Annotated in this window: 16 protein-coding genes; 3 read left to right on the top strand and 13 right to left on the bottom strand. The window is 71.9% G+C overall.

Annotated elements, in window-relative coordinates:
• Positions 1-45 precede the first annotated feature (45 nt).
• The gene (locus AB0F18_RS06975) at positions 46-672 is read left to right on the top strand and encodes a hypothetical protein (protein WP_362055782.1); all 627 of its coding nucleotides are present in this window, start codon (positions 46-48) and stop codon (positions 670-672) included.
• Between the two features lie 170 nt (positions 673-842).
• On the opposite strand, the gene AB0F18_RS06970 is transcribed toward AB0F18_RS06975, so the two are convergent.
• The 3 genes from AB0F18_RS06970 to AB0F18_RS06960 form a co-directional block, all read right to left on the bottom strand.
• Entirely contained in the window at positions 843-1,508 is a 666-nt protein-coding gene (locus AB0F18_RS06970; protein ID WP_362055780.1) for a hypothetical protein, read from the bottom strand.
• Positions 1,509-1,567: 59 nt separating this feature from the next.
• Positions 1,568-2,278, bottom strand: coding sequence for a ribonuclease HII (locus AB0F18_RS06965; protein ID WP_362055778.1), 711 nt, complete (start codon positions 2,276-2,278; stop codon positions 1,568-1,570).
• 139 nt (positions 2,279-2,417) lie between these two features.
• Entirely contained in the window at positions 2,418-3,023 is a 606-nt protein-coding gene (locus AB0F18_RS06960) for a TetR/AcrR family transcriptional regulator (protein ID WP_362055776.1), read from the bottom strand.
• Between the two features lie 139 nt (positions 3,024-3,162).
• Between AB0F18_RS06960 and AB0F18_RS06955 the strand changes: the two genes are divergently transcribed.
• Entirely contained in the window at positions 3,163-4,716 is a 1,554-nt protein-coding gene (locus AB0F18_RS06955; RefSeq protein ID WP_362055774.1) for an MFS transporter, read from the top strand.
• Positions 4,717-4,797: 81 nt separating this feature from the next.
• Here the strand turns inward: AB0F18_RS06955 and AB0F18_RS06950 are convergent, their stop codons facing one another.
• The 6 genes from AB0F18_RS06950 to nrdR form a co-directional block, all read right to left on the bottom strand.
• A complete protein-coding gene (locus AB0F18_RS06950; RefSeq protein ID WP_362055772.1) occupies positions 4,798-5,712 on the bottom strand; it encodes an ADP-ribosylglycohydrolase family protein in 915 nt (304 codons plus the stop codon).
• Between the two features lie 11 nt (positions 5,713-5,723).
• Positions 5,724-6,383: a histidine phosphatase family protein gene (locus tag AB0F18_RS06945; RefSeq protein ID WP_362055771.1), complete on the bottom strand. Its 660-nt coding sequence runs from the start codon at positions 6,381-6,383 to the stop codon at positions 5,724-5,726.
• Positions 6,384-6,457: 74 nt separating this feature from the next.
• Positions 6,458-7,063 (bottom strand): YdbC family protein, encoded by a 606-nt coding sequence (locus AB0F18_RS06940; RefSeq protein WP_362055769.1) that lies wholly within the window; start codon positions 7,061-7,063, stop codon positions 6,458-6,460.
• A 32-nt stretch (positions 7,064-7,095) separates the two neighbouring features.
• A complete protein-coding gene (locus AB0F18_RS06935; RefSeq protein WP_362055767.1) occupies positions 7,096-7,926 on the bottom strand; it encodes an arylamine N-acetyltransferase in 831 nt (276 codons plus the stop codon).
• A 167-nt stretch (positions 7,927-8,093) separates the two neighbouring features.
• Complete coding sequence (locus AB0F18_RS06930) at positions 8,094-10,976, bottom strand: vitamin B12-dependent ribonucleotide reductase (protein ID WP_362055765.1); 2,883 nt, start codon at positions 10,974-10,976, stop codon at positions 8,094-8,096.
• A gap of 134 nt (positions 10,977-11,110) precedes the next feature.
• The gene (gene nrdR / locus AB0F18_RS06925; RefSeq protein ID WP_042810078.1) at positions 11,111-11,626 is read right to left on the bottom strand and encodes a transcriptional regulator NrdR; all 516 of its coding nucleotides are present in this window, start codon (positions 11,624-11,626) and stop codon (positions 11,111-11,113) included.
• 517 nt (positions 11,627-12,143) lie between these two features.
• Here nrdR and lexA point away from each other — a divergent pair.
• Positions 12,144-12,938: a transcriptional repressor LexA gene (gene lexA, locus AB0F18_RS06920; protein ID WP_042810077.1), complete on the top strand. Its 795-nt coding sequence runs from the start codon at positions 12,144-12,146 to the stop codon at positions 12,936-12,938.
• A gap of 106 nt (positions 12,939-13,044) precedes the next feature.
• On the opposite strand, the gene AB0F18_RS06915 is transcribed toward lexA, so the two are convergent.
• The 4 genes from AB0F18_RS06915 to AB0F18_RS06900 form a co-directional block, all read right to left on the bottom strand.
• Positions 13,045-15,015, bottom strand: coding sequence for an ATP-dependent DNA helicase (locus AB0F18_RS06915; protein WP_362055763.1), 1,971 nt, complete (start codon positions 15,013-15,015; stop codon positions 13,045-13,047).
• A 51-nt stretch (positions 15,016-15,066) separates the two neighbouring features.
• On the bottom strand, positions 15,067-16,947 hold the full coding sequence (locus AB0F18_RS06910; protein WP_362055761.1) for an IucA/IucC family protein: 1,881 nt from the start codon (positions 16,945-16,947) through the stop codon (positions 15,067-15,069).
• A 102-nt stretch (positions 16,948-17,049) separates the two neighbouring features.
• Entirely contained in the window at positions 17,050-17,769 is a 720-nt protein-coding gene (locus tag AB0F18_RS06905) for a GNAT family N-acetyltransferase (RefSeq protein WP_362055759.1), read from the bottom strand.
• Positions 17,770-17,799: 30 nt separating this feature from the next.
• Positions 17,800-19,569 carry an IucA/IucC family protein gene (locus tag AB0F18_RS06900; protein ID WP_362055880.1) on the bottom strand — a complete coding sequence of 590 codons (1,770 nt, stop codon included), beginning with the start codon at positions 19,567-19,569 and terminating at the stop codon, positions 17,800-17,802.
• Positions 19,570-19,593: the final 24 nt, after the last annotated feature.

Genomic DNA, 19,593 nt, shown 5'->3' with positions numbered 1-19,593 from the left:
ACCTCAGCCGTGCCCGTTCGCGGGCGTGTACCCGAAGGGAGGACCGTGACCTTCGGATTCGCCCCGCCCGCGACCGCGTCCCTGACAACGGCCACCGGTGGCGTCAGCCGGCACGGCCGACTGCTCGAACCCTCCGAATGGACCGCCGCGGGGGTTCCCCTGCTGCGCAACCCGCGTGAGGTGGTCGGCGACCTGCACTCCCGGCACAGCCCGGTGCCGTCCACCGCCGTCATAGCCGTGCTCGGCCCCGAGGAACGGCTCGTCGCCAGCGCCTCGTTCGTGCAGCGCTCGGCCTCGGCGGACGGCTGGGAGTACCGCAACGCCCTGCTGTCCCGGCTGCGCCGGGTCATCCCGCACGACTTGCGGCGCCGGACCCCGGTCCGGACGGCGGTGCTGATGTACTGCCGTGACGGCGACGAGCGGTGGACCGAGGAGGACGGGGCCTGGATGTGGGGCCTGCGGGACGCCTGCACCCTGCACGGGCTGCGCTGCGGCGCGTACATCACGCTGACCCGCGGGGGCTGGCAGGTGCTCGGCGAAGGCCGGGGCGGACGTCATCCCAGCTCGGAGTCACGGCCCGAGCGCCTCGGTGCCATGACCGAGGTGGCACCTCTGCCGCTGAGCACCGTCGGCGGCACGGTCGAGGCCCTGCGCCGGACGGCCGCCCGCTAGGCCGTCCGCCTGGGCCGTCTGCGCGGCCCGAGGAACGCAGCCCGGAGGAACGCGGCCCAGGCCCTCACGGCCGTACTCCCGCGACACGGGGTACGGCTGGTCGGGCCTCGGACCTCAGCGGGGCAGGCATCCGGCCCGCCCCGCCCCTCGCCCCAGCGGGATACGGGACGTCAGACGCCCGCACCCAGCACGGAGTTGATCTGCTGAACGTCACCGCAGACGACGAGCAGCGCCCCCGCCCGCGCGAGCGCGACCGGGAGTGCGGCCGCGGTCGTCCCGGCCGGTCCGCCGTTGGCCGCGAAGACCACGACGGGACGTCCGGCGGCGCGCTGCACGTGCGCGGCGTCCGCGTAGAAGACGTCGTCCTTGGCGTCGTGCTGGGCCCAGTAGGAGGCCTCGCCGAAGGACAGTTCGTGGGCGGCCCACGGGTGCGGGTCGCCGGTGGTGAGCACCAGGATGTCGCCGGGCGCGCGCCCGGTGTCGAGCAGCAGGTCCACGGCCTCCTCGGCCGCGTCCAGCGCACCCTCGGCGGACGCCGGGATCAGCTGGACCTGCGGCACCGCCGCCGAGACGGACGGCGCGGCGGGGGCTGCGGGTACGGGTGCGGGGGTGGCCTGTGCCGCGCGCGGCGCGGTCGGGGTGGGCCTGGGGGTACCTCCCGCGCGGCTTGCCGCTGCGGGGGAGGGACCGGGGCGCCCGGGCCGGGGGACGGCGGCGGGACGCGGACCGGGTACGGGGCGGGGGGTCTGCGCGGTGCGGCTCGCGGCCGGCGTGACGCGGGGACCCTGGGCACTCTCGTGAATCTGAGGCTCCTCGATGGCGGGGGTGAGAGGCATGAGTTGATGTCTATCAAACACCGGTACGAAACGTACCGGTGGGTGGCACGTGGGTGCGATCAGAAATCGAAGCCGAGTTGGCCTCCGTTTTCCAGCTCCATCGCTTCCTCGCTGCGGCGCACCTTCTTCAAGTGCCGCCACTGGGGCAGCGCGTCGAGGTACGACCACGAGAGCCGGTGGTACACGGTGGGCCCGCGCAACTCCAGCGCGGCGCGGTGCACGGGCGAGGGATATCCGGCGTTGGCGGCGAAGGCGAACTCCTCGGTCCCGTCGCCCGGTTCGCCCAGCGTGGCCATCATCCGGTCGCGCTGGACCTTGGCGATCACCGAGGCGGCGGCGACGGCGATGCAGGACTGGTCGCCCTTGATCACCGTACGGACCCGCCAGGGTGCGCCGAGGTAGTCGTGCTTGCCGTCGAGGATCACCGCTTCGGGCCGCACCGGCAGGGCCTCCAGCGCGCGTACGGCCGCGAGCCGTAGCGCGGCCGTCATCCCCAGCTCGTCGATCTCCTCCGGGGAGGCGTGTCCGAGGGCGTGCGCGGTGACCCAGGTCTGCAGGAGGTCGAACAGTTCGTCGCGTCGTCTGGGGGTGAGCAGTTTCGAGTCGGTGAGCCCGTCGGGCGGGCGGCGCAGCCCCGTGATCGCCGCGCACACGGTGACGGGACCGGCCCAGGCCCCTCGTCCGACCTCGTCGACCCCGGCGATGATTTTGGCGCCGGTGGTTGCACGGAGGGAGCGCTCGACGGTGTGGGTGGGTGCTTCGTACGGCATGGCGCCAGCAAGGTTACGCCGCCCCGGGCCGCCTGCACACCCCGGCCTGCGGCAAGCGCGTGCGCCGCGCGCCGGCCGGCCGGTCCGCGGGCCTTCCCGGAGCCGCGCGGAGCCACCCCGGGGCCGGTCCGGAAGGGGTTCAGGGACGGAGCATCGGGACCATCAGCCCGTCGATCATCTCCGCGATCTCCCGGTCCGGCCATTCGCTGCCGCACACCTTGGCGCGGTACATCAGCATCGCCGGGATCACGTCGATGATCAGCGGACTCGTGGCGTCCGGACGGACGTCCCCCCGCTCGATACCCCGGAGTACCAGCTCCCGGATCACCTCGTGCGCCGGCTCGTGCAGCCCCTTCCAGATGACCTCACGGAACAGGTCGGCATGAACGGGATCGCATTCGTGAAGCACTGCGCGCAGCGCCACCCCGGCCCGTGAGCGCATGACGTCGCACATCCGCACGCACAGCCGGTACAGGTCCTCGCGGATCGATCCGCGGTCCGGGACCTCCCCCAGCCCGGGCAGCCCCTGCCGCAGCACCTCGGCCACCAGGTCCGCCTTCGAGGACCAGCGCCGGTAGAGGGCCGCCTTGCCGGTGCGGGCCCCGGCCGCGACCGCCTCCATCGTGAGGGCGTTCCAGCCGACGCTGACGAGCTGCTCCAGCGCCGCGTCCAGAATCGCCCGTTCGAGCTCCGGCCCCCGTCTGCGCGCCGGCGCAGACCCCTCCGTCCAGCCCGGACCCGTCATGCCCCGTACCTCCGACCAGCCGCGCGGCCTCGCACGGATTTTCAGCCATAGTGAACGCTTGCGTTCCTTCCATGCGGGCTCCTACCGTGGTCCCGCAGTGAACGAATGCGTTCACTATTTCACTTCGGGGGGATCCACAGTGACAAGCGCTCAACTCGCCCCGCCCCGGATACCCGGGGCCGCCCGCCGGCCCGGACGCCCGGGCGTCGCACTCGCCGTCATCGCCGCCTGCCAGCTCATGGTCGTCCTCGACGCGACGATCGTGAACATCGCACTCCCGCACATCCAGACCGCGCTCTCCTTCTCCACCACCGACCTCTCCTGGGTGATCAGCGCCTACACCCTGGCCTTCGGCGGCCTGCTGCTGCTCGGCGGCCGGGCCGGCGACATCCTGGGCCGGCGCCGGGTGTTCATGGCCGGAATCCTGCTGTTCACGCTGGCCTCCCTGCTCGGCGGCTTCGCCCAGGAGCCCTGGCAGCTGCTGGCCGCCCGCGCCCTCCAGGGGGTCGGCGGGGCCATCGCCTCGCCGACCGCGCTCGCCCTGATCACCACGACTTTCGCCGAAGGCCCCGCCCGCAACCGCGCCTTCGGCGTCTTCGCCGCCGTGTCCGCGGGCGGCGGCGCCATCGGTCTGCTGGCCGGCGGCATGCTCACCGAGTGGCTCGACTGGCGCTGGGTCCTCTTCGTCAACGTGCCCATCGGCGTGCTCATCACGGTCCTCGCCCCGCTTTACATCAGCGAGTCCGAACGGCACCCGGGCCGCTTCGACGCGGCCGGGGCGCTCACCTCCACCGGCGGCATGGCCACGCTCGTCTACGGGTTCATCCGCGCCTCCGAGGACGGCTGGCGCGACTCCCTGACCCTCGGTTCCTTCGCCGCCGCCGTCGTCCTGCTCGGCCTCTTCGTGCTGATCGAGTCGCGGGCGGCCGAACCGATCATCCCGCTGCGGATGTTCGCCGACCGCAACCGCGCCGGAACCTACCTGATCATGCTGGGGCTGGCCGCCGCCATGTTCGGCATGTTCTTCTTCATCGTCCAGTTCGTGCAGAACGTGCTGGGCTTCTCCCCGATCCGGTCCGGACTCGGCTTCCTGCCCGTGACCGCGGCCATCATCGTCGCCGCCGGTCTCTCGCAGCGCCTGCTGCCCCGCCTCGGCCCCAAGCCGTTCATGGTCACCGGGTCGGCGCTCACCGGGGTCGGCCTCGCCTGGCTGACCCTGATCCGCACCGACAGCACGTACCTCTCCGGGGTGCTGGGGCCGATGCTGCTGTTCGGCTTCGGCATGGGCCTGAACTTCGTCACGCTCACCCTCACGGCCGTCTCCGGGGTGGCGCCCAAGGAGGCGGGCGCGGCCTCGGGACTGCTCAACGCCAGCCAGCAGGTCGGCGGTTCCCTCGGCCTGTCCATCCTGGTCACCGTCTTCGGGACGGCGAGCCGCGACGAGGCGGCGAAGCAGGTCCCCGCCTTCGCGGCCCAGGCCGGCCCCGAGCAGCTGGCCGCGTTCAAGCAGACCGGACGGCTGCCGGACCCCTGGGGGGACCTCGTCCTCACCCAGGGCATCTCCACCGCCTTCATCGCCGCCGTCGCCATGGCGGGGCTGGCCCTGGTCACCGCCCTGCTGGTGATCCGCGTGCGCCGCAGCGACCTGGAGGCCCTCAGCGGAGCCGCCGCCAAGGCCGGTCCGGCGGCCTGAGGGCGTAGCTCCGTACGGGAAGACCCGGGTGCGGGACCAACCCCCTCACCCGGGTCACCGGCCGTTCCGGGGCCGGTCCCGCTAGGCCGGGGTCTCCGGCAGCCAGGCCGGGAGGGCCTCGGTCCGGCCCAGCCAGTCCTGCGGCAGCACGGCGTCCCCGCGCCCGCCCAGGATCCCGCCGACGATCGCGCAGGTGGTGTCCACGTCCCCGCCCACCTGGGCGGTGGTCCAGAACGCCCGCTCGTAGTCCTCCAGCGCCCGCGCCGCCGACCACAGCGCGAACGGCACCGTGTCGTGGGCGCTCGTGCGCCGCCCGCAGCCCAGCACGGCCGCGACGGTGTTCGCGTCCCCGTAGTCCAGCATGTCCCGCGCCCGGCGCACTCCGGCGCCCACGGCGCTGCGCGGCACCAGCGCGATCACCCCGTCCAGCAGTTCTTCGGCGGTCGGCGGCCCGGCGGGGGCAGCGGCCAGCGCGGCCGCGGCGGCGACGGCCATCGCCCCGCACACCGCCTCGCGGTGCTGGTGGGTGGTGTAGGCGGAGATCTCCGCCTGGTGGGTGGCCTGCTCAGGGTCCTCCGCGTACCAGGCGCCCAGCGGTGCGATCCGCATGGCGGCGCCGTTGCCCCAGGAGCCCTGCCCGTTGAAGAGCTCGGCGGCCAGGGTCCGCCAGTCCTCGCCCTCCCGGACCAGGCGCAGCATCCGGTTCACGGCGGGGCCGTAGCCGCGGTCGAAGTCGTGGTGCTCGGCGAACGAGGACGCCAGCGCGTCCTGGTCGATGCGCCCGTGCGCGGCGAGCACGGCCACCACCGAGCAGGCCATCTCGGTGTCGTCGGTCCACTGCCACGGCTCGCTGCCGGCCGGCAGCTCGCGCCGCTTGAGCAGCGGATAGTTCACGGGGACGAAGTACTGGGAGCCCAGGGCGTCCCCCAGGGCCAGCCCGCGGAGGCTGGACAGGGCGCGCGCGTAGCGCCGTTCGGAAGCGGAATCAGCGGTCATCGCGCGCCACTTTAGCCGTCCAGGTCATAAGGCTCGGGTGTGGTCCACCGCTCAAACGGGCGGTCCAGCCGGTACCGGCCGTCCGCACCGAGCATCAGCACCCGGAATTCGCCGTTCCCGGGGTTGGAGAGGGCCTCGAACTCGGCCACCGACCAGTGGAACCAGCGCATGCAGAACAGCCGCATCGTCAGCCCGTGCGTCACGAGCAGGACGTTCTCGGGATGGTCGGGTGCCTCGAAGCTGCGGTAGAGGCTCTCCAGGAAGGCGCCGACCCGGTCGTAGACGTCGGCGCCCGACTCGCCCTGCGCGAAGCGGTAGAAGAAGTGCCCGTACGCGTCCCGGTAGGCCTTCTGGAGCTTGACGTCGTCGCGGTCCTGCCAGTTGCCCCAGTCCTGCTCGCGCAGCCGGGGCTCCTCGCGCATCCGCACCCGCGCGGGGTCCAGGCGCAGCTCGCGGAAGGTCTGGAGGGTACGGCGGTACGGGGAGACGTACGCGCTGATGTGCTCGTCGCCGAAGAGCTCGCGCAGCCGGACCCCGGCCTCGGCCGCCTGTTCGCGGCCGGCCCGGGTCAGGCGCAGGGCGTGGTCGGGCTCCCGTTCGTACACCGTGTCATCGACGTTTCCCTCCGATTCCCCGTGCCGGACGAGGACGATGCGCCGTGGTCGAACCATGCCCCGAGCCTATGCGGCGGCCTGGGCGTCCTTGTCACGGGCACGCCGGTCACGGGCAGCGGTTCGTCATACGGTCATACCGTCCAGCCGGGTTCGAGGTCGACGACGTCCCCGGTGAGCGCCTCGACGTCGGCCTCGGTCTGGGCGCGCAGCGAGAGCCTCTCGACCCTTTCCTGCCGGTACTTGCCGTGTTCGGCGGCGGCACGCCACATGGACAGCACCAGGAACTCCCGGCCCGGCGCCTCGCCGAAGAGTCCCCGGATCATTCCGGGCGATCCCGCCATGGCGGGGTTCCAGACCTTCTCCTGCATCAGCGCGAAGTGCTCGGCCCGGCCCTCCCGGACGCGCGTGTGCGCGACCCGCACCACGTCGGCGTCGCTGAAGCGCGGCTCGAAGCCGGTCTTCACGTCGAAGCGGTAGTCGAAGAGCGTGACCCGCGCGTCGGTGTAGGTGCCGGTCTGCGAGGCCGCCAGTCTGTCGTGCGACCGGGCCATGAAGGAGTCGTAGAAGGAACGGCTCTCCCAGAACGCGAAGACATGCGCGACCCCCTGCCGGCCTCTGCTCCAGCCGCCGCCCTGCCCCCGGAATCCCGGTTCGCCGGGCAGCCCCGCCCACTTGCGCTGCCCGCGCTCGAACCCGCGTCGGTCCGTCACCGTGCAGCGAATCCACTTGACCAGCACCGCGCCATCGTACGGGCCGGGCCCGGCCGCGGTCAGTCCCCGGAGCGGTGGATCCGTACCAGTTCGGCCGCATCCCGCTCGGACAGCCGAAGGCCGAACTCCCGGTCGAGCAGGCCGATGAGCCCGTCCGGGGCGACGGGCTCCCGCTCGGTGCGCCCGTCGGGGTACAGGCGCATGAGCTCCCCTCCCACGAGGGTCTTGCGTACCTCGTCCCCCGGGAGCTGTACGAGGGTCCGTCCGATGAAGGAGGAGCGCGGGTGGGTCGAGCTGTAGTGGTTGAGTACGACGTAGTCGACGGGGTGGTAGCGCTGTGGGGAGAAGGCGTACAGGTCCCGCCAGGCGTCCCCGCGGCGGATGCGGAGGGCGAGGACGCCGTCCTCCTCCTCGCGGACGGCGAACGTCCACGGCCCCTGGCGCACCCCGGCCCCCGGCCTGGCGAGCGGGACGGGCTCGCGCGGACCCTGGTAGCCGAATCCGGCGTCGCAGAGCCACGGTTCGCCGTCGACGGTGACGACGAGGACCGCGTGGGTGACCGCGAGCAGGCTGTCGCCCCGGGTGCGGTTGCGGGCGCCGCGCCCGGAGACCTCGAAGCCGATCCGCTCCAGGGCGGCGGCCAGCAGCGAGTTCTGCTCGTAGCAGTAGCCGCCGCGGCGGCCGTGCACGAGCTTGTCCTCCAGGGCCTTGACCTCCAGCGCGACGGGGCGGCCGAGCAGGACGTCCAGGCTTTCGAAGGGGATGGCGGCGGTGTGGGCCCGGTGCACCGCGTACAACGTCCGGAGGTCCGGGCGCAGTTCCCGCCCGTCGCCGCCCAGCCCGATCCGCGCCAGGTACGCCTCCAGGTCCAGCTCGTCACCGTTCCACATGGCTCTCCGCTCCCCCACCGTGACGTTCCGCGGCCCGCGCGTGCCCGGGCTCCGCTCAATGATCGCCACGACCGCCCCGCACACCAACCCCCGCCGTGCCGGATACGCCGAAGAGGGCGCCGACCCGGGGGTCGGCACCCTCTTCACGTGGTGCTAGGCGTCAGCCGTCAGCTGCAGCCGCTGGTGGAGCCGCAGCCCTCGCAGATGTAGCAGGAGCCGGCGCGCTGCATCTTCGTACCGCAGGAGAAGCAGAGCGGGGCGTCGGCGGAGACGCCCATCTGCATCTCGACCAGCTCGGCGTTGCTGTGCGCCGTCTTCGGGGCCGGGACCGGGACGATCGTCACCGGCTTGGCCACGGAGGCGACGGGCGCCGACTGGGCCAGGGACTCGGTGTCGAGCTCCTCCTCCTCGAGCGGCTCGTAGGAGCCGGTGTCGAGGTGGCGCTGGCGCTCCTCGGCGGAGTGGATGCCCAGGGCCGAGCGGGTCTCGAAGGGCAGGAAGTCGAGCGCCACGCGACGGAAGATGTAGTCGACGATCGACTGCGCCATCCGTACGTCGGGGTCGTCCGTCATACCGGCCGGCTCGAAGCGCATGTTGGTGAACTTCGCGACGTACGTCTCCAGCGGGACGCCGTACTGCAGACCGACCGAGACGGCGATCGAGAAGGCGTCCATCATGCCCGCGAGGGTCGAGCCCTGCTTGGACATCTTCAGGAAGACCTCGCCAAGACCGTCGTCCGGGTAGGAGTTGGCCGTCATGTAGCCCTCGGCGCCACCGACCGTGAAGGAGGTGGTGATGCCCGGGCGGCCCTTGGGGAGGCGCTTGCGGACCGGGCGGTACTCGATGACCTTCTCGACCGCCGTGCGGATGGTCTCCTCGGCCTTCTCGGTGATCTCGGCCTTCTCCTGCTCCTTCTTCTTGGCGGAGAGGGGCTGGCCGACCTTGCAGTTGTCGCGGTAGATCGCGAGCGCCTTGACGCCCAGCTTCCACGCCTCGAAGTAGATCTCCTCGATCTCCTCGACGGTCGCCGTCTCCGGCATGTTGACCGTCTTCGAGATCGCGCCGGAGATCCAGGGCTGGATCGCGGCCATCATGCGGACGTGGCCCATCGGGGAGATGGAGCGCTCGCCCATGGCGCAGTCGAAGACCTCGTAGTGCTCGGCCTTGAGGCCCGGGGCGTCGACCACGTTGCCGTGCTCGGCGATGTGGGAGACGATCGCCTCGATCTGCTCCTCCTGGTAGCCCATGCGGCGCAGGGCCTGCGGGACGGTGCCGTTGACGATCTGCATCGAGCCGCCGCCGACGAGCTTCTTGAACTTGACCAGGGCCAGGTCCGGCTCGACACCGGTGGTGTCGCAGGACATCGCGAGACCGATGGTGCCGGTCGGCGCGAGGACGGAGGCCTGGGAGTTGCGGAAGCCGTTCTTCTCGCCGAGGCGCAGGACGTCCTGCCAGGCCTCGGTGGCCGCGGCCCAGATCGCGTTGTCCAGGTCCTCGGTGCGCGGCGCGGCGGCGTTGGCGTCGGCGTGCTGCTTCATGACGCGCTTGTGCGAGTCGGCGTTGCGGGCGTAGCCGTCGTACGGGCCGACGATGGCGGCCAGCTCGGCGGAGCGCTTGTAGGCGGTGCCGGTCATGAGCGAGGTGATCGAGGCGGCGAGGGTGCGGCCGCCGTCCGAGTCGTACGCGTGGCCGGTGGCCATGAGCAGGGCGCCGAGGTTGGCGTAACCGATGCCCAGCTGGCGGAAGGCGCGGGTGTTCTCGCCGATCTTCTGCGTCGGGAAGTCCGCGAAGCAGATGGAGATGTCCATCGCGGTGATGACGAGCTCGACGACCTTGGCGAAGCGCTCGGCGTCGAAGGACTGGTTGCCCTTGCCGTCGTCGTTCAGGAACTTCATCAGGTTCAGCGAGGCGAGGTTGCAGGACGTGTTGTCCAGGTGCATGTACTCGCTGCAGGGGTTGGACGCGGTGATGCGGCCGGACTCGGGGCAGGTGTGCCAGTTGTTGATCACACCGTCGTACTGGATGCCCGGGTCGGCGCAGGCCCACGCGGCCTCGGCGAGCTTGCGGAAGAGCGCCTTGGCGTCGACCTTCTCGATGACCTCGCCGGTCATACGGGCCCGCAGGCCGAACTCGGTGCCGTTCTCGACGGCCGTCATGAACTCGTCGTTCACGCGGACGGAGTTGTTGGCGTTCTGGTACTGGACGGACGTGATGTCGTCGCCGCCCAGGTCCATGTCGAAGCCCGCGTCGCGCAGGGCGCGGATCTTCTCCTCCTCCTTCACCTTGGTGGCGATGAAGTCCTCGACGTCCGGGTGGTCCACGTCCAGGACGACCATCTTGGCCGCGCGGCGGGTGGCGCCGCCCGACTTGATCGTTCCGGCGGACGCGTCGGCGCCGCGCATGAAGGAGACCGGGCCGGAGGCGTTGCCGCCGGAGGAGAGGAGCTCCTTGGAGGAGCGGATGCGGGAGAGGTTCAGGCCGGCGCCGGAGCCGCCCTTGAAGATCATGCCCTCTTCCTTGTACCAGTCGAGGATCGACTCCATGGAGTCGTCGACGGCCAGGATGAAGCAGGCGGAGACCTGCTGCGGCTGGGGCGTGCCGACGTTGAACCACACCGGGGAGTTGAAGCTGAAGATCTGGTGCAGGAGGGCGTAGGTCAGCTCGTGCTCGAAGATCTCCGCGTCGGCGGGGGACGCGAAGTAGTCGTAGTCCTCGCCGGCCTTCGTGTAGGTCTTCACGATCCGGTCGATGAGCTGCTTCAGACCGGTCTCGCGCTGCGGCGTGCCGACGGCGCCGCGGAAGTACTTGCTGGTGACGATGTTGACCGCGTTCACCGACCAGAAGTCGGGGAACTCGACGCCGCGCTGCTCGAAGTTGACCGAGCCGTCGCGCCAGTTCGTCATGACGACGTCACGGAGCTCCCAGTTCACCTCGTCGTACGGGTGCACGCCGGGGGTGGTGTGGATGCGCTCGATCCGCAGGCCGCCCTTGGCGGCCTTGGTCCCCTTGGTGCGGGAACCACGTGCCGAGCTGCTCGCCGTCTCTGTCATGCCGCCTGCCTCCCATATGCGGGCAAAAACGCCCTAAAGTGCCAGCGCTATTCCGCGGCACAGTGCTGTGTCTTGTATCTACGAATCTCGCCCTGCCGGCCGGAGGGACCGCACTGCGCTGCGGCCCTGTCCGGTCAGTCGGCGGCGGAGGCGGGCACGGGGACGACCGAGGGGGTCCCTCCGGGCTCGCACTCATGGGGATGAGGCCGCGGCTCGCGCAGTTCCGCGATGGCGGTCTCGAAGTCTTCAAGGGTGTCGAAAGCTTTGTAAACGGACGCGAACCGCAGGTACGCGACCAGGTCGAGCTCCTGCAACGGGCCGAGTATGGCCAGACCCACGTCGTGGGTGGTCAGCTCGGCGCTCCCGGTGGCGCGCACCGCCTCCTCGACCCGCTGGCCGAGCTTGGCGAGGGCGTCCTCGGTGACCGGCCGCCCCTGGCACGCCTTGCGGACGCCAGAGATGACCTTGGTGCGACTGAAGGGTTCGGTGACCCCACTGCGCTTGATCACCATCAGCGAGGCCGTCTCCACCGTCGTGAAGCGACGGGAGCAGTCGGGGCACTGACGGCGCCGGCGGATCGACGTTCCGTCGTCGGTGGTGCGGCTGTCGACGACGCGGCTGTCGGGGTGCCTGCAGAAGGGGCAGTGCATGGTTCCCTCACCCTCCTCTTGGCACGACTGAATCACCCCACGGAGCCCCTCAGCCACAGAGAGACAAGTCTCTGCCGGGGGCTCGTGAAGCAGCCACAAGCATATGCGATCCCGGCGGTTCGAGCAGACCGTGGACCACAACTTGTGGGTTGTGACGCTCATCCAACCACTAGATCTTGCGTTGGGCAGGATTTGCACCCCTACGCGTGTCGCGGCGCCCGATGGCCGGTTTTCACGGTTTCCGGTGCCACACTGGGCACGGACCCGAGCGGTGGCAGCCCAACCGGGAAGGGTACCGTAAGCAGCAGACGCGGTTCCGAATCCGCGTTCGGACGACGGGCCGGCCACACACCTCCGGACCGCCGTTCGGGCCGGCCACCCGTACCGGCGTCCATACACCCACTGTTCTAACCCGGGTGGGCGATCCGCGATTTTTCACTCGAACGTGTGTTTGGCGCAACCTTTCGAAAGCAACTACCGTTGTCCAGCTAGGGAGAACATTTCGAGAGGGGCCGACGTGACCACCACCGCAGACAGTGCCACCATCACTGCCCAGAACCGCTCCCAGAGCCGACTCGAGCCGGTGCATGCCATGAATGACGCAAGTCAGAACCCGGAGGCGGAGGCCGCCGTACGCCCCGCACGCTCGCTGCCAGGGCGACCTCCAGGCATCCGCGCCGACAGCTCCGGCCTCACGGACCGGCAGCGGAGGGTCATCGAGGTCATCCGGGACTCCGTGCAGCGCCGCGGTTACCCGCCGTCGATGCGCGAGATCGGCCAGGCCGTCGGCCTCTCCAGCACCTCCTCCGTCGCGCACCAGCTGATGGCCCTGGAGCGCAAGGGATTCCTGCGCCGCGACCCGCACCGCCCCCGCGCCTACGAGGTGCGCGGCTCCGACCAGCCCAGCTCGCAGCCCACCGACACCACCGGCAAGCCCGCCGCCTCCTACGTTCCCCTGGTCGGCCGGATCGCGGCCGGCGGCCCGATCCTCGCCGAGGAGTCGGTCGAGGACGTGTTCCCGCTCCCCCGCCAGCTCGTCGGTGACGGTGAGCTCTTCGTACTCAAGGTCGTCGGCGACTCGATGATCGAGGCCGCCATCTGCGACGGCGACTGGGTCACCGTCCGCCGCCAGCCGGTCGCGGAGAACGGCGACATCGTCGCCGCCATGCTGGACGGCGAGGCCACGGTCAAGCGCTTCAAGCGGGAGGACGGCCATGTGTGGCTGCTCCCGCACAACGCCGCCTACCAGCCGATCCCCGGTGACGAGGCGACCATCCTGGGCAAGGTCGTCGCCGTACTGCGCCGGGTCTGACCCGTCGCCCCCAGCCAGCTCCGGGACCCACTGCGCCGGTCCCGGAGCTGTTGTGTGCCCGCCTCCGGGAGCCGCATGAGGCCGGCCGGTCCGGGACCGGCCGGGCCTACTTGCCGTCGGCCTTCGCGCTCGCATCGATCGCGGCCAGTGAGCGGCGGACCTGGTTGCGGTCCGTGGTGTACCAGAAGTCGGGCAGCGAGGCCCGCAGGAAGCTCCCGTACCGGGCCGTAGCCAGACGGGGGTCGAGGACGGCGACGACGCCCCGGTCCCCCGAGGCCCGTACCAGGCGGCCGGCGCCCTGGGCCATCAGCAGGGCCGCGTGGGTGGCGGCGACCGCCATGAAGCCGTTGCCACCGTTCTCCTCGACCGACTTCTGCCGCGCGCTCATCAACGGGTCGTCGGGCCGTGGGAACGGGATCCGGTCCATGATCACCAGCTGGCAGCTGGGACCGGGCACGTCCACGCCCTGCCAGAGGGACAGCGTCCCGAACAGGCACGTGCGCGGGTCCGCGGCGAAGTTCTTGATCAGCTCGCCCAGCGTCTCCTCGCCCTGGAGCAGGATGGGGTTGTCGAGCCGCCCGCGCAGCTCCTCGGCGGCCGCCTTGGCGCCGCGCATGGAGGAGAAGAGGCCGAGGGTACGGCCGCCGGCCGCCTCGATCAGCTCCGCCAGCTCGTCCATCATGTCGCCGCGCGTACCCTCCCGGCCGGGAGTGGCCAGGTGCTTGGCGACGTAGAGGATGCCCTGCTTCGGGTAGTCGAACGGGGACCCGACGTCCAGGCCCCGCCAGGACGGCACGTCCTCCCCCTCGACCCCTTCGGGGGAGAGGCCGAGCGAGGCCGCGACGCCGTTGAAGTCCCCGCCGAGCTTGAGGGTGGCGGAGGTGAGGACCACCGAGCGGTCCTCGAACAGCTTCTCGCGCAGCAGCCCGGACACCGACAGCGGTGCGACCCGGAGCGTGGCGCCGAAGCGGTCGTGGCGCTCGTACCAGACGACGTCGTACTCGGAGCCGATCATGATCCGCTCGGCCACCGCGTGGACGTTCTCCACCGCGGCCAGGGCCTGCTTGCGGACGGCGTCCTCGTCGTGGACGGACTTGTCGCGGGTGGCACCGATCGCGGAGATCACGTTGCGCGCGGAGTCGCGCAGGGCGGCCAGCGCGTAGCCGAGGTCCTCGGGGATCTGCTCCAGGCGGCCCGGCAGCGCCAGCTCCATGACCCGTTCGAAGGTCTCCGAGGCGGTCTGCAGGGAGTCCGCGGTCTTCTCGTCGACCAGCTTGGCGGCGCGCTTGACGGCCCGGTTGACCTGCCCCGGGGTGAGCTCGCCGGTGGCGACGCCGGTGACGCGGGAGACCAGCTCGTGGGCCTCGTCCACGATCAGCACCTCGTGCTGCGGCAGGACGGGGGCGCCCTCGATGGCGTCGATGGCGAGCAGCGCGTGGTTGGTGACGACCACGTCCGCGAGCTTGGCCCGCTCTCGGGCCGCTTCCGCGAAGCACTCGGCGCCGTACGCGCACTTCGTGGCGCCCAGGCACTCCCGGGAGGAGACCGAGACCTGGCTCCAGGCCTTGTCGGAGACGCCGGGGGTGAGGTCGTCGCGGTCGCCGCTCTCGGTCTCGTCCGCCCAGTCGCGCAGGCGCAGCAGGTCCTTGCCGAGCTTGCTGGTGGGGGCGGCCGCCTCGAACTGGTCGAAGAGGCCCTCCTCCTCGTCCTGCGGGGCTCCCTCGTGCAGCCGGTGCAGGCACAGGTAGTTCGACCGGCCCTTGAGCATGGCGAACTGCGGCCGCCGGCGCAGCTGCGGGTGCAGCGCCTCGACCGTACGCGGCAGGTCGCGCTCGACGAGCTGGCGCTGGAGCGCCAGCGTCGCCGTGGCCACGACGACGCGCTCGCCGTGCGCGAGGGCCGGGACCAGGTAGCCGAGGGACTTGCCGGTGCCGGTACCGGCCTGGATCAGCCGATGGGAGTTGTCGTCGATCGCTTCGGCGACGGCTTCGGCCATGGCGACCTGGCCGGGGCGCTCCGTGCCGCCGACGGCGGAGACGGCGGCGTGCAGCAGGTCGGGGAGGGAGGGCTTCGTCATAGCGGTACCAACCCTACGGGGCTCCGCTGACAGTGAGGTACCGATCCGGACTCACGGACGGTGGAGGGGGTTGGGCACGGTGCCGTGGGTGACGGCGTGGGGGCGGTCCGGGCGGTCGCGGTAGCCGTCCTCGAAGAGCCGGTTGCGATTGAGGCAGAGCCGGTCGATCCGCTCGGTGAGCAGGTCGAACAGCTCGTAGCGGTCCTTGAGCTCGGGGAAGCGGGCCTGGTGGCGGAGGATCTCCGCCCGTACGAGGGACCAGAAGTCGTCCTCGGGGACGCCGAGCCGGTCCTCGCACAGGGGGGCGAGGTAGCGGAAGACGCCGATGAACAGGCCGGAGTGGATGAACTGGGTGAGGAAGCCGGGCGGCTCGGTGAGGAGGGCCGCGCGGACCTCGTCGGGCATGGACGCGTGCTCCGGCAGCGGGGTCCGGCTGATGTTGACGTCGTCCACGAAGTCCTTGACCGCGAGGCGGACCGGCACGTCGTGCTCGTCGAAGATCACGACGGCGTTCTCGCCGTGCGGGGAGAAGACGGTGCCGTAGCGGTAGAGGAAGCGCAGGAGCGGGGGCAGCAGGGCGGCGAAGAGCCTCCGGAGCCAGACGTCGGGCGCCAGGCCGGAGCGGGCGACGAGCTCGGCGGTGAAGGAGCGGCCGCGCGGGTCGGTGTGGAGGAGGGAGGCGAGGGTGCGGGCGCGTTCGCCGGGGGCGAGGTGGCGGGCCAGGGGTTCGCGCCAGATCGCGCCGAGGAGTTCCTTGTACTGGTAGGGGACGTCGGGGAGCCGGCCGTACACGGGGTGGCGGACGGTGACGGAGGCGACCTCGCCGAGCAGGATCACTCCGGATTCGTCGCGGAGGAAGGGGTCGGCGTCGCGGAGGGAGTGGATCCAGGCGGTGACGGCGGGGGCGGCGAGGGTGAGGTCGCCGGGCAGGCCACGCCAGACCATGGTGTTGAAGACGGACAGCGGGAGTTTCACGCTGTGGCGGTCGGGGCGGGTGAGGTTGAGGAAGGTGCGGACGGACTGCTGCGGGAGCCGCGCGTCCGGGTCGGCGGGGAGCGGGACCAGTGCGCCGGAGGCGAGGGCGGGGGCGAAGAGGGGGAGGACGATCTCGTCCCACTGCCAGGGGTGGACGGGCAGGTAGAGGTAGCCGAGGGGGTCCAGGCCCCGGTCGCGCAGGATCCGGTCGAAGGCGGCCCGGGTGACGGGGTCGAGTTCGGCCGCGTAGAGGCGCGCGGGGTCCTCCAGGCCGGCGCCGCCCCGGTACTCGGCGAGGGAGGTGTGGGCGGCGAGCCAGGGCAGGCGCTGCCGGGTGCGGGCCTCGGGGGCCCAGGCGGCGGCGTCCGCGGCGGACCATCCGACGCGGCCCTTGTTGGGGACGAGCCAGGGGTGGCCCGTCTGGTGCCCCTCGAGCTCGGCGTAGTCCAGGTCGGCGAGGACGTCGGCGGTGAGGGCGTGGTGGTCGAGGCGGGCGTCGGCGGAGAGGGTGGCGCTGAGCTCGTGGATCAGGTGGCCGAGGGTGGCGCCGTCGAGGCCGAGGAGGGTGCGGGCCCGGACGAGGAAGCCGTACGGGTCCCCGAAGGCGGCCGGGGGTTCGGTGGAGGGGGGCGGCGGGGTGAGCGTGATGGTGTCCGGCGCGACCTGCCAGCTGTCGTAGGCGCGGCGGCGGGCACGGAAGCCGAGGCTGCTGCCGTCGTCGAGGGTCAGGGTCCAGGCGTCGCTGGCGGCCCCTGGGGCCGGGACGGGGCTGATGATCTCCTCGTACGCGAACTCGGCGAGCATCTTGGCGAGCAGGCGGCGGGCCGCGAGGTCCCAGGTAGGACGGTTGAGTTCGGGGGGTGTGCAGGGGTGCTGGGGCGACGGGGGGACGGCGGGCTCAGTGGAACCGGGGGCTGCGGGGAAAGCGGAGTCGGGGGCTGCGGGGGAATTCGGCACGGGACTCCTCGTGGATCGGGAACTCCGCTGCGAGGCGCGGAGTTTTCGAAGGGAGAGGCGTGAGGGAACAGGCCTTGGGGCGGGACGGCGGGGCAGCGGCGATCAGAGGAGATTGCGCAGCGCCCGCTCCCGGATCATCAGGGCGGCGCGCTTCCCGGGGAGTTCGATTTCCGTGGCGTAGCGGAAACCGGAGGCGAGGAAGGCTGATACGGAGGGGGTGTTGCGGATGTCCGGTTCGGCGATGACCCGTGTACACCGCGGGCGGTTGTCGAAGACGAGCTCGGTGACCGCGCGCAGCAGCGTGGTCCCCAGGCCCCGGCCGCGGTTCGTGCCGTCTCCGATCAGCAGGTGGATACCGGTGTCGTGGGGGCGCGCCGCGTAGTGGCGGGAGAGCGGGTCGAGGTCGGCCCGGTATACCTCCCAGTAGCTCATCGGGGTGCCGTCGAGGAGGCCGAGGCAGGGGATGCTGCGGCCGTCGCCGTCGAGCTGCGCCCGCAGGTGGGCGGCGGTGACGACGGCTGCGCCGGCCAGCTCCCAGTAGGCGGCCACCTCCGGGTCGTTCATCCAGCGGGTGAGGAGCGGGAGGTCCCGGCCGGGCCGTACCGGTTCGAGGCGGAAGGCTCCGGCCGGTGTCGGGAGGGCGCCCCAGCCTGCGGGTGAGTCGAGGAGGTCCGCTTCGGCGAGCAGGGGCAGCAGTCCGACGGTGAAGCGGTGTCCGGCGGTCTCGTGGTGGTCGGCTTCGCGGTGGGCCGTTTCGCGGTGGGCGGTCCCCTGACGGGCGGGGCCGGTGGCGGTGCTGGTGGTCGTTTCGGTGGCGGGCATCGGGCTCTTCTCCGTGTCGATGGGAGCGCGTCAGTCGTGGAGGGGGTTGGTGATGGTGACGTAGACGGACTGCGTTTCGACGGGGCCCACGAGCTCGTCGAGGCCGCCCAGGCGGGTGAGGAGGTTCGCCTTGCAGCGGAGGGTGGGTGAGTCCAGCAGCTGCGCGGGGAGCGGGCCGAGGCCTGCGGCCTTGCCGAGGAAGCGGCGGAAGGCGGCGAGGAGTACGCGCTCGTCGGCGAGCCGCTGGGAGCCGAAGGCCCCGATGAGGCCGAGCACGTTGTTGATGCCGAGGTAGTAGGCGAAGCGTTCGTCGGTGACGGCGTCGGGGACGAAGGTGTCGCTGGCGCGGCCGATGCCGGGGAGCCTGTGTTCCAGTTCGGGGCGCCGGGACTCGCGGAAGTAGTACCCCTGGTTGTCGCGGAAGCGGCCGCCGACGGGCCAGCCGGCCCGGTCGAGGAGGACCAGGGTGTTCTGCTGGTGGGCTTCGAGGGCGATGCCGGCGAGTGCGTCGAAGGCGAGGACCGGCAGGACGATCTGGTCGAGGTAGCGCAGGAACCACTCGGTGGCGACGGCGGAGGTGGGGCGGCCTGTGGTGAGGGCGAGCCGGGAGACGGTGTCGGCGAGCCGGGAGCGCATCGTGGTGCGGCCGGGCCACGGGCGCAGGGCGGTGAGTGCGGCGACGCAGACGGCGTCGTCGTCGGAGCGGAAGGGGTTGTGGCGCAGGAGGGCGTCGAGGCCGCGGACGGGGCTGCCGTCCGGGGCGTCGACGGCGACCCAGGCGGGGTCGCGGACGATGTCGAAGCCGGGATGGGCGGTCTGCCACTGCTCGGCGAGGCCGGTGCGGAGCAGCCGGTGCACCTCGACACCCCGGTGGAGTTCCTTGCGGAGGTTCTCGCGGCGGGAGTTGGTGATGCGCAGGCCCAGGGAGAGCTTGAGCATCGCGGGTGCGCCGGGGCGGTGGACGGTGCGGACGGAGGAGGTGGGGTGCCAGGGGTCCCCGTACGGGCCCAGGTCGGTGAGGAGTCCCGCGTCGCGGAGGGCGGCGACGGCGGGGCGCTGGAGGAGGTCGCGGGCCTGCCAGGGGTGCAGGGGGAGGGGGGTGGTGCCGGCGGGCAGCGGGAGTCCGGGGGCGAGCCGGGCCAGGAGCTGGGCGGCGGTGACCGGGCGGCCGCGTTCGGTCCAGGCGGAGTCGGTGGCGAGGGTGGTCGGTGCGACCGCGATCCAGTGCAGGGGGAAGGAGCCGTGGAGTTCGGGTGAGTAGCGGTGTGCTTCGGCTTCGGAGAGTCCTTCGCGGCTCTTGGGGTCCGGTTGGAGGGGGTGACCGAGGAGGAGGGACTGTTCGGCGGTGAGGAAGAGGTCCCCGGCGACGGGGGCGGGGGCGGTGGGGCGGCGGCGCCGGTCGGCGATGAACTCGGCGGTGCGGCGTACCGAGTCGGCGACCCGGCCGGCGAGGTCGGTGCCGCGGCCGTTGCCCTCGCGGGCGATGAGGGCGGCGAGGGTGACGGCGTCCACGGCGGGGGCGTCGGCGGGGGCGCCTTCGAGGCGGGCGGGGGCGAAGCGGTGCCAGCCGGCCTCGGACCAGTGCCGGACGGGGACGAGCAGGGCGGCGGCGGAGGCGGGGAGGGGAATGCGGAGCAGGGTTCCGGCGGGTCCGTCGGGGCGGCCGATGCCGCTCTCGCGCACCCAGCACCGCAGGAGGTTCTCCACGGTGGCTGCCTCGGCGGCGGTGGCCGGGTCGGGGTGGTCCAGCAGATCGGGCAGGACCGCCGGCTCGGGCCCGACCGGCCCGGCACCGCCCACCCGGGCACGGAGACCGCCGCCCTT

This window comes from Streptomyces sp. NPDC029216 (assembly GCF_040648015.1).
In the GTDB taxonomy this organism is placed as follows: domain Bacteria; phylum Actinomycetota; class Actinomycetes; order Streptomycetales; family Streptomycetaceae; genus Streptomyces.
The sequence above is the reverse complement of the archived record's forward strand: the minus strand, read 5'-3'. Positions and strand labels throughout refer to the sequence as shown.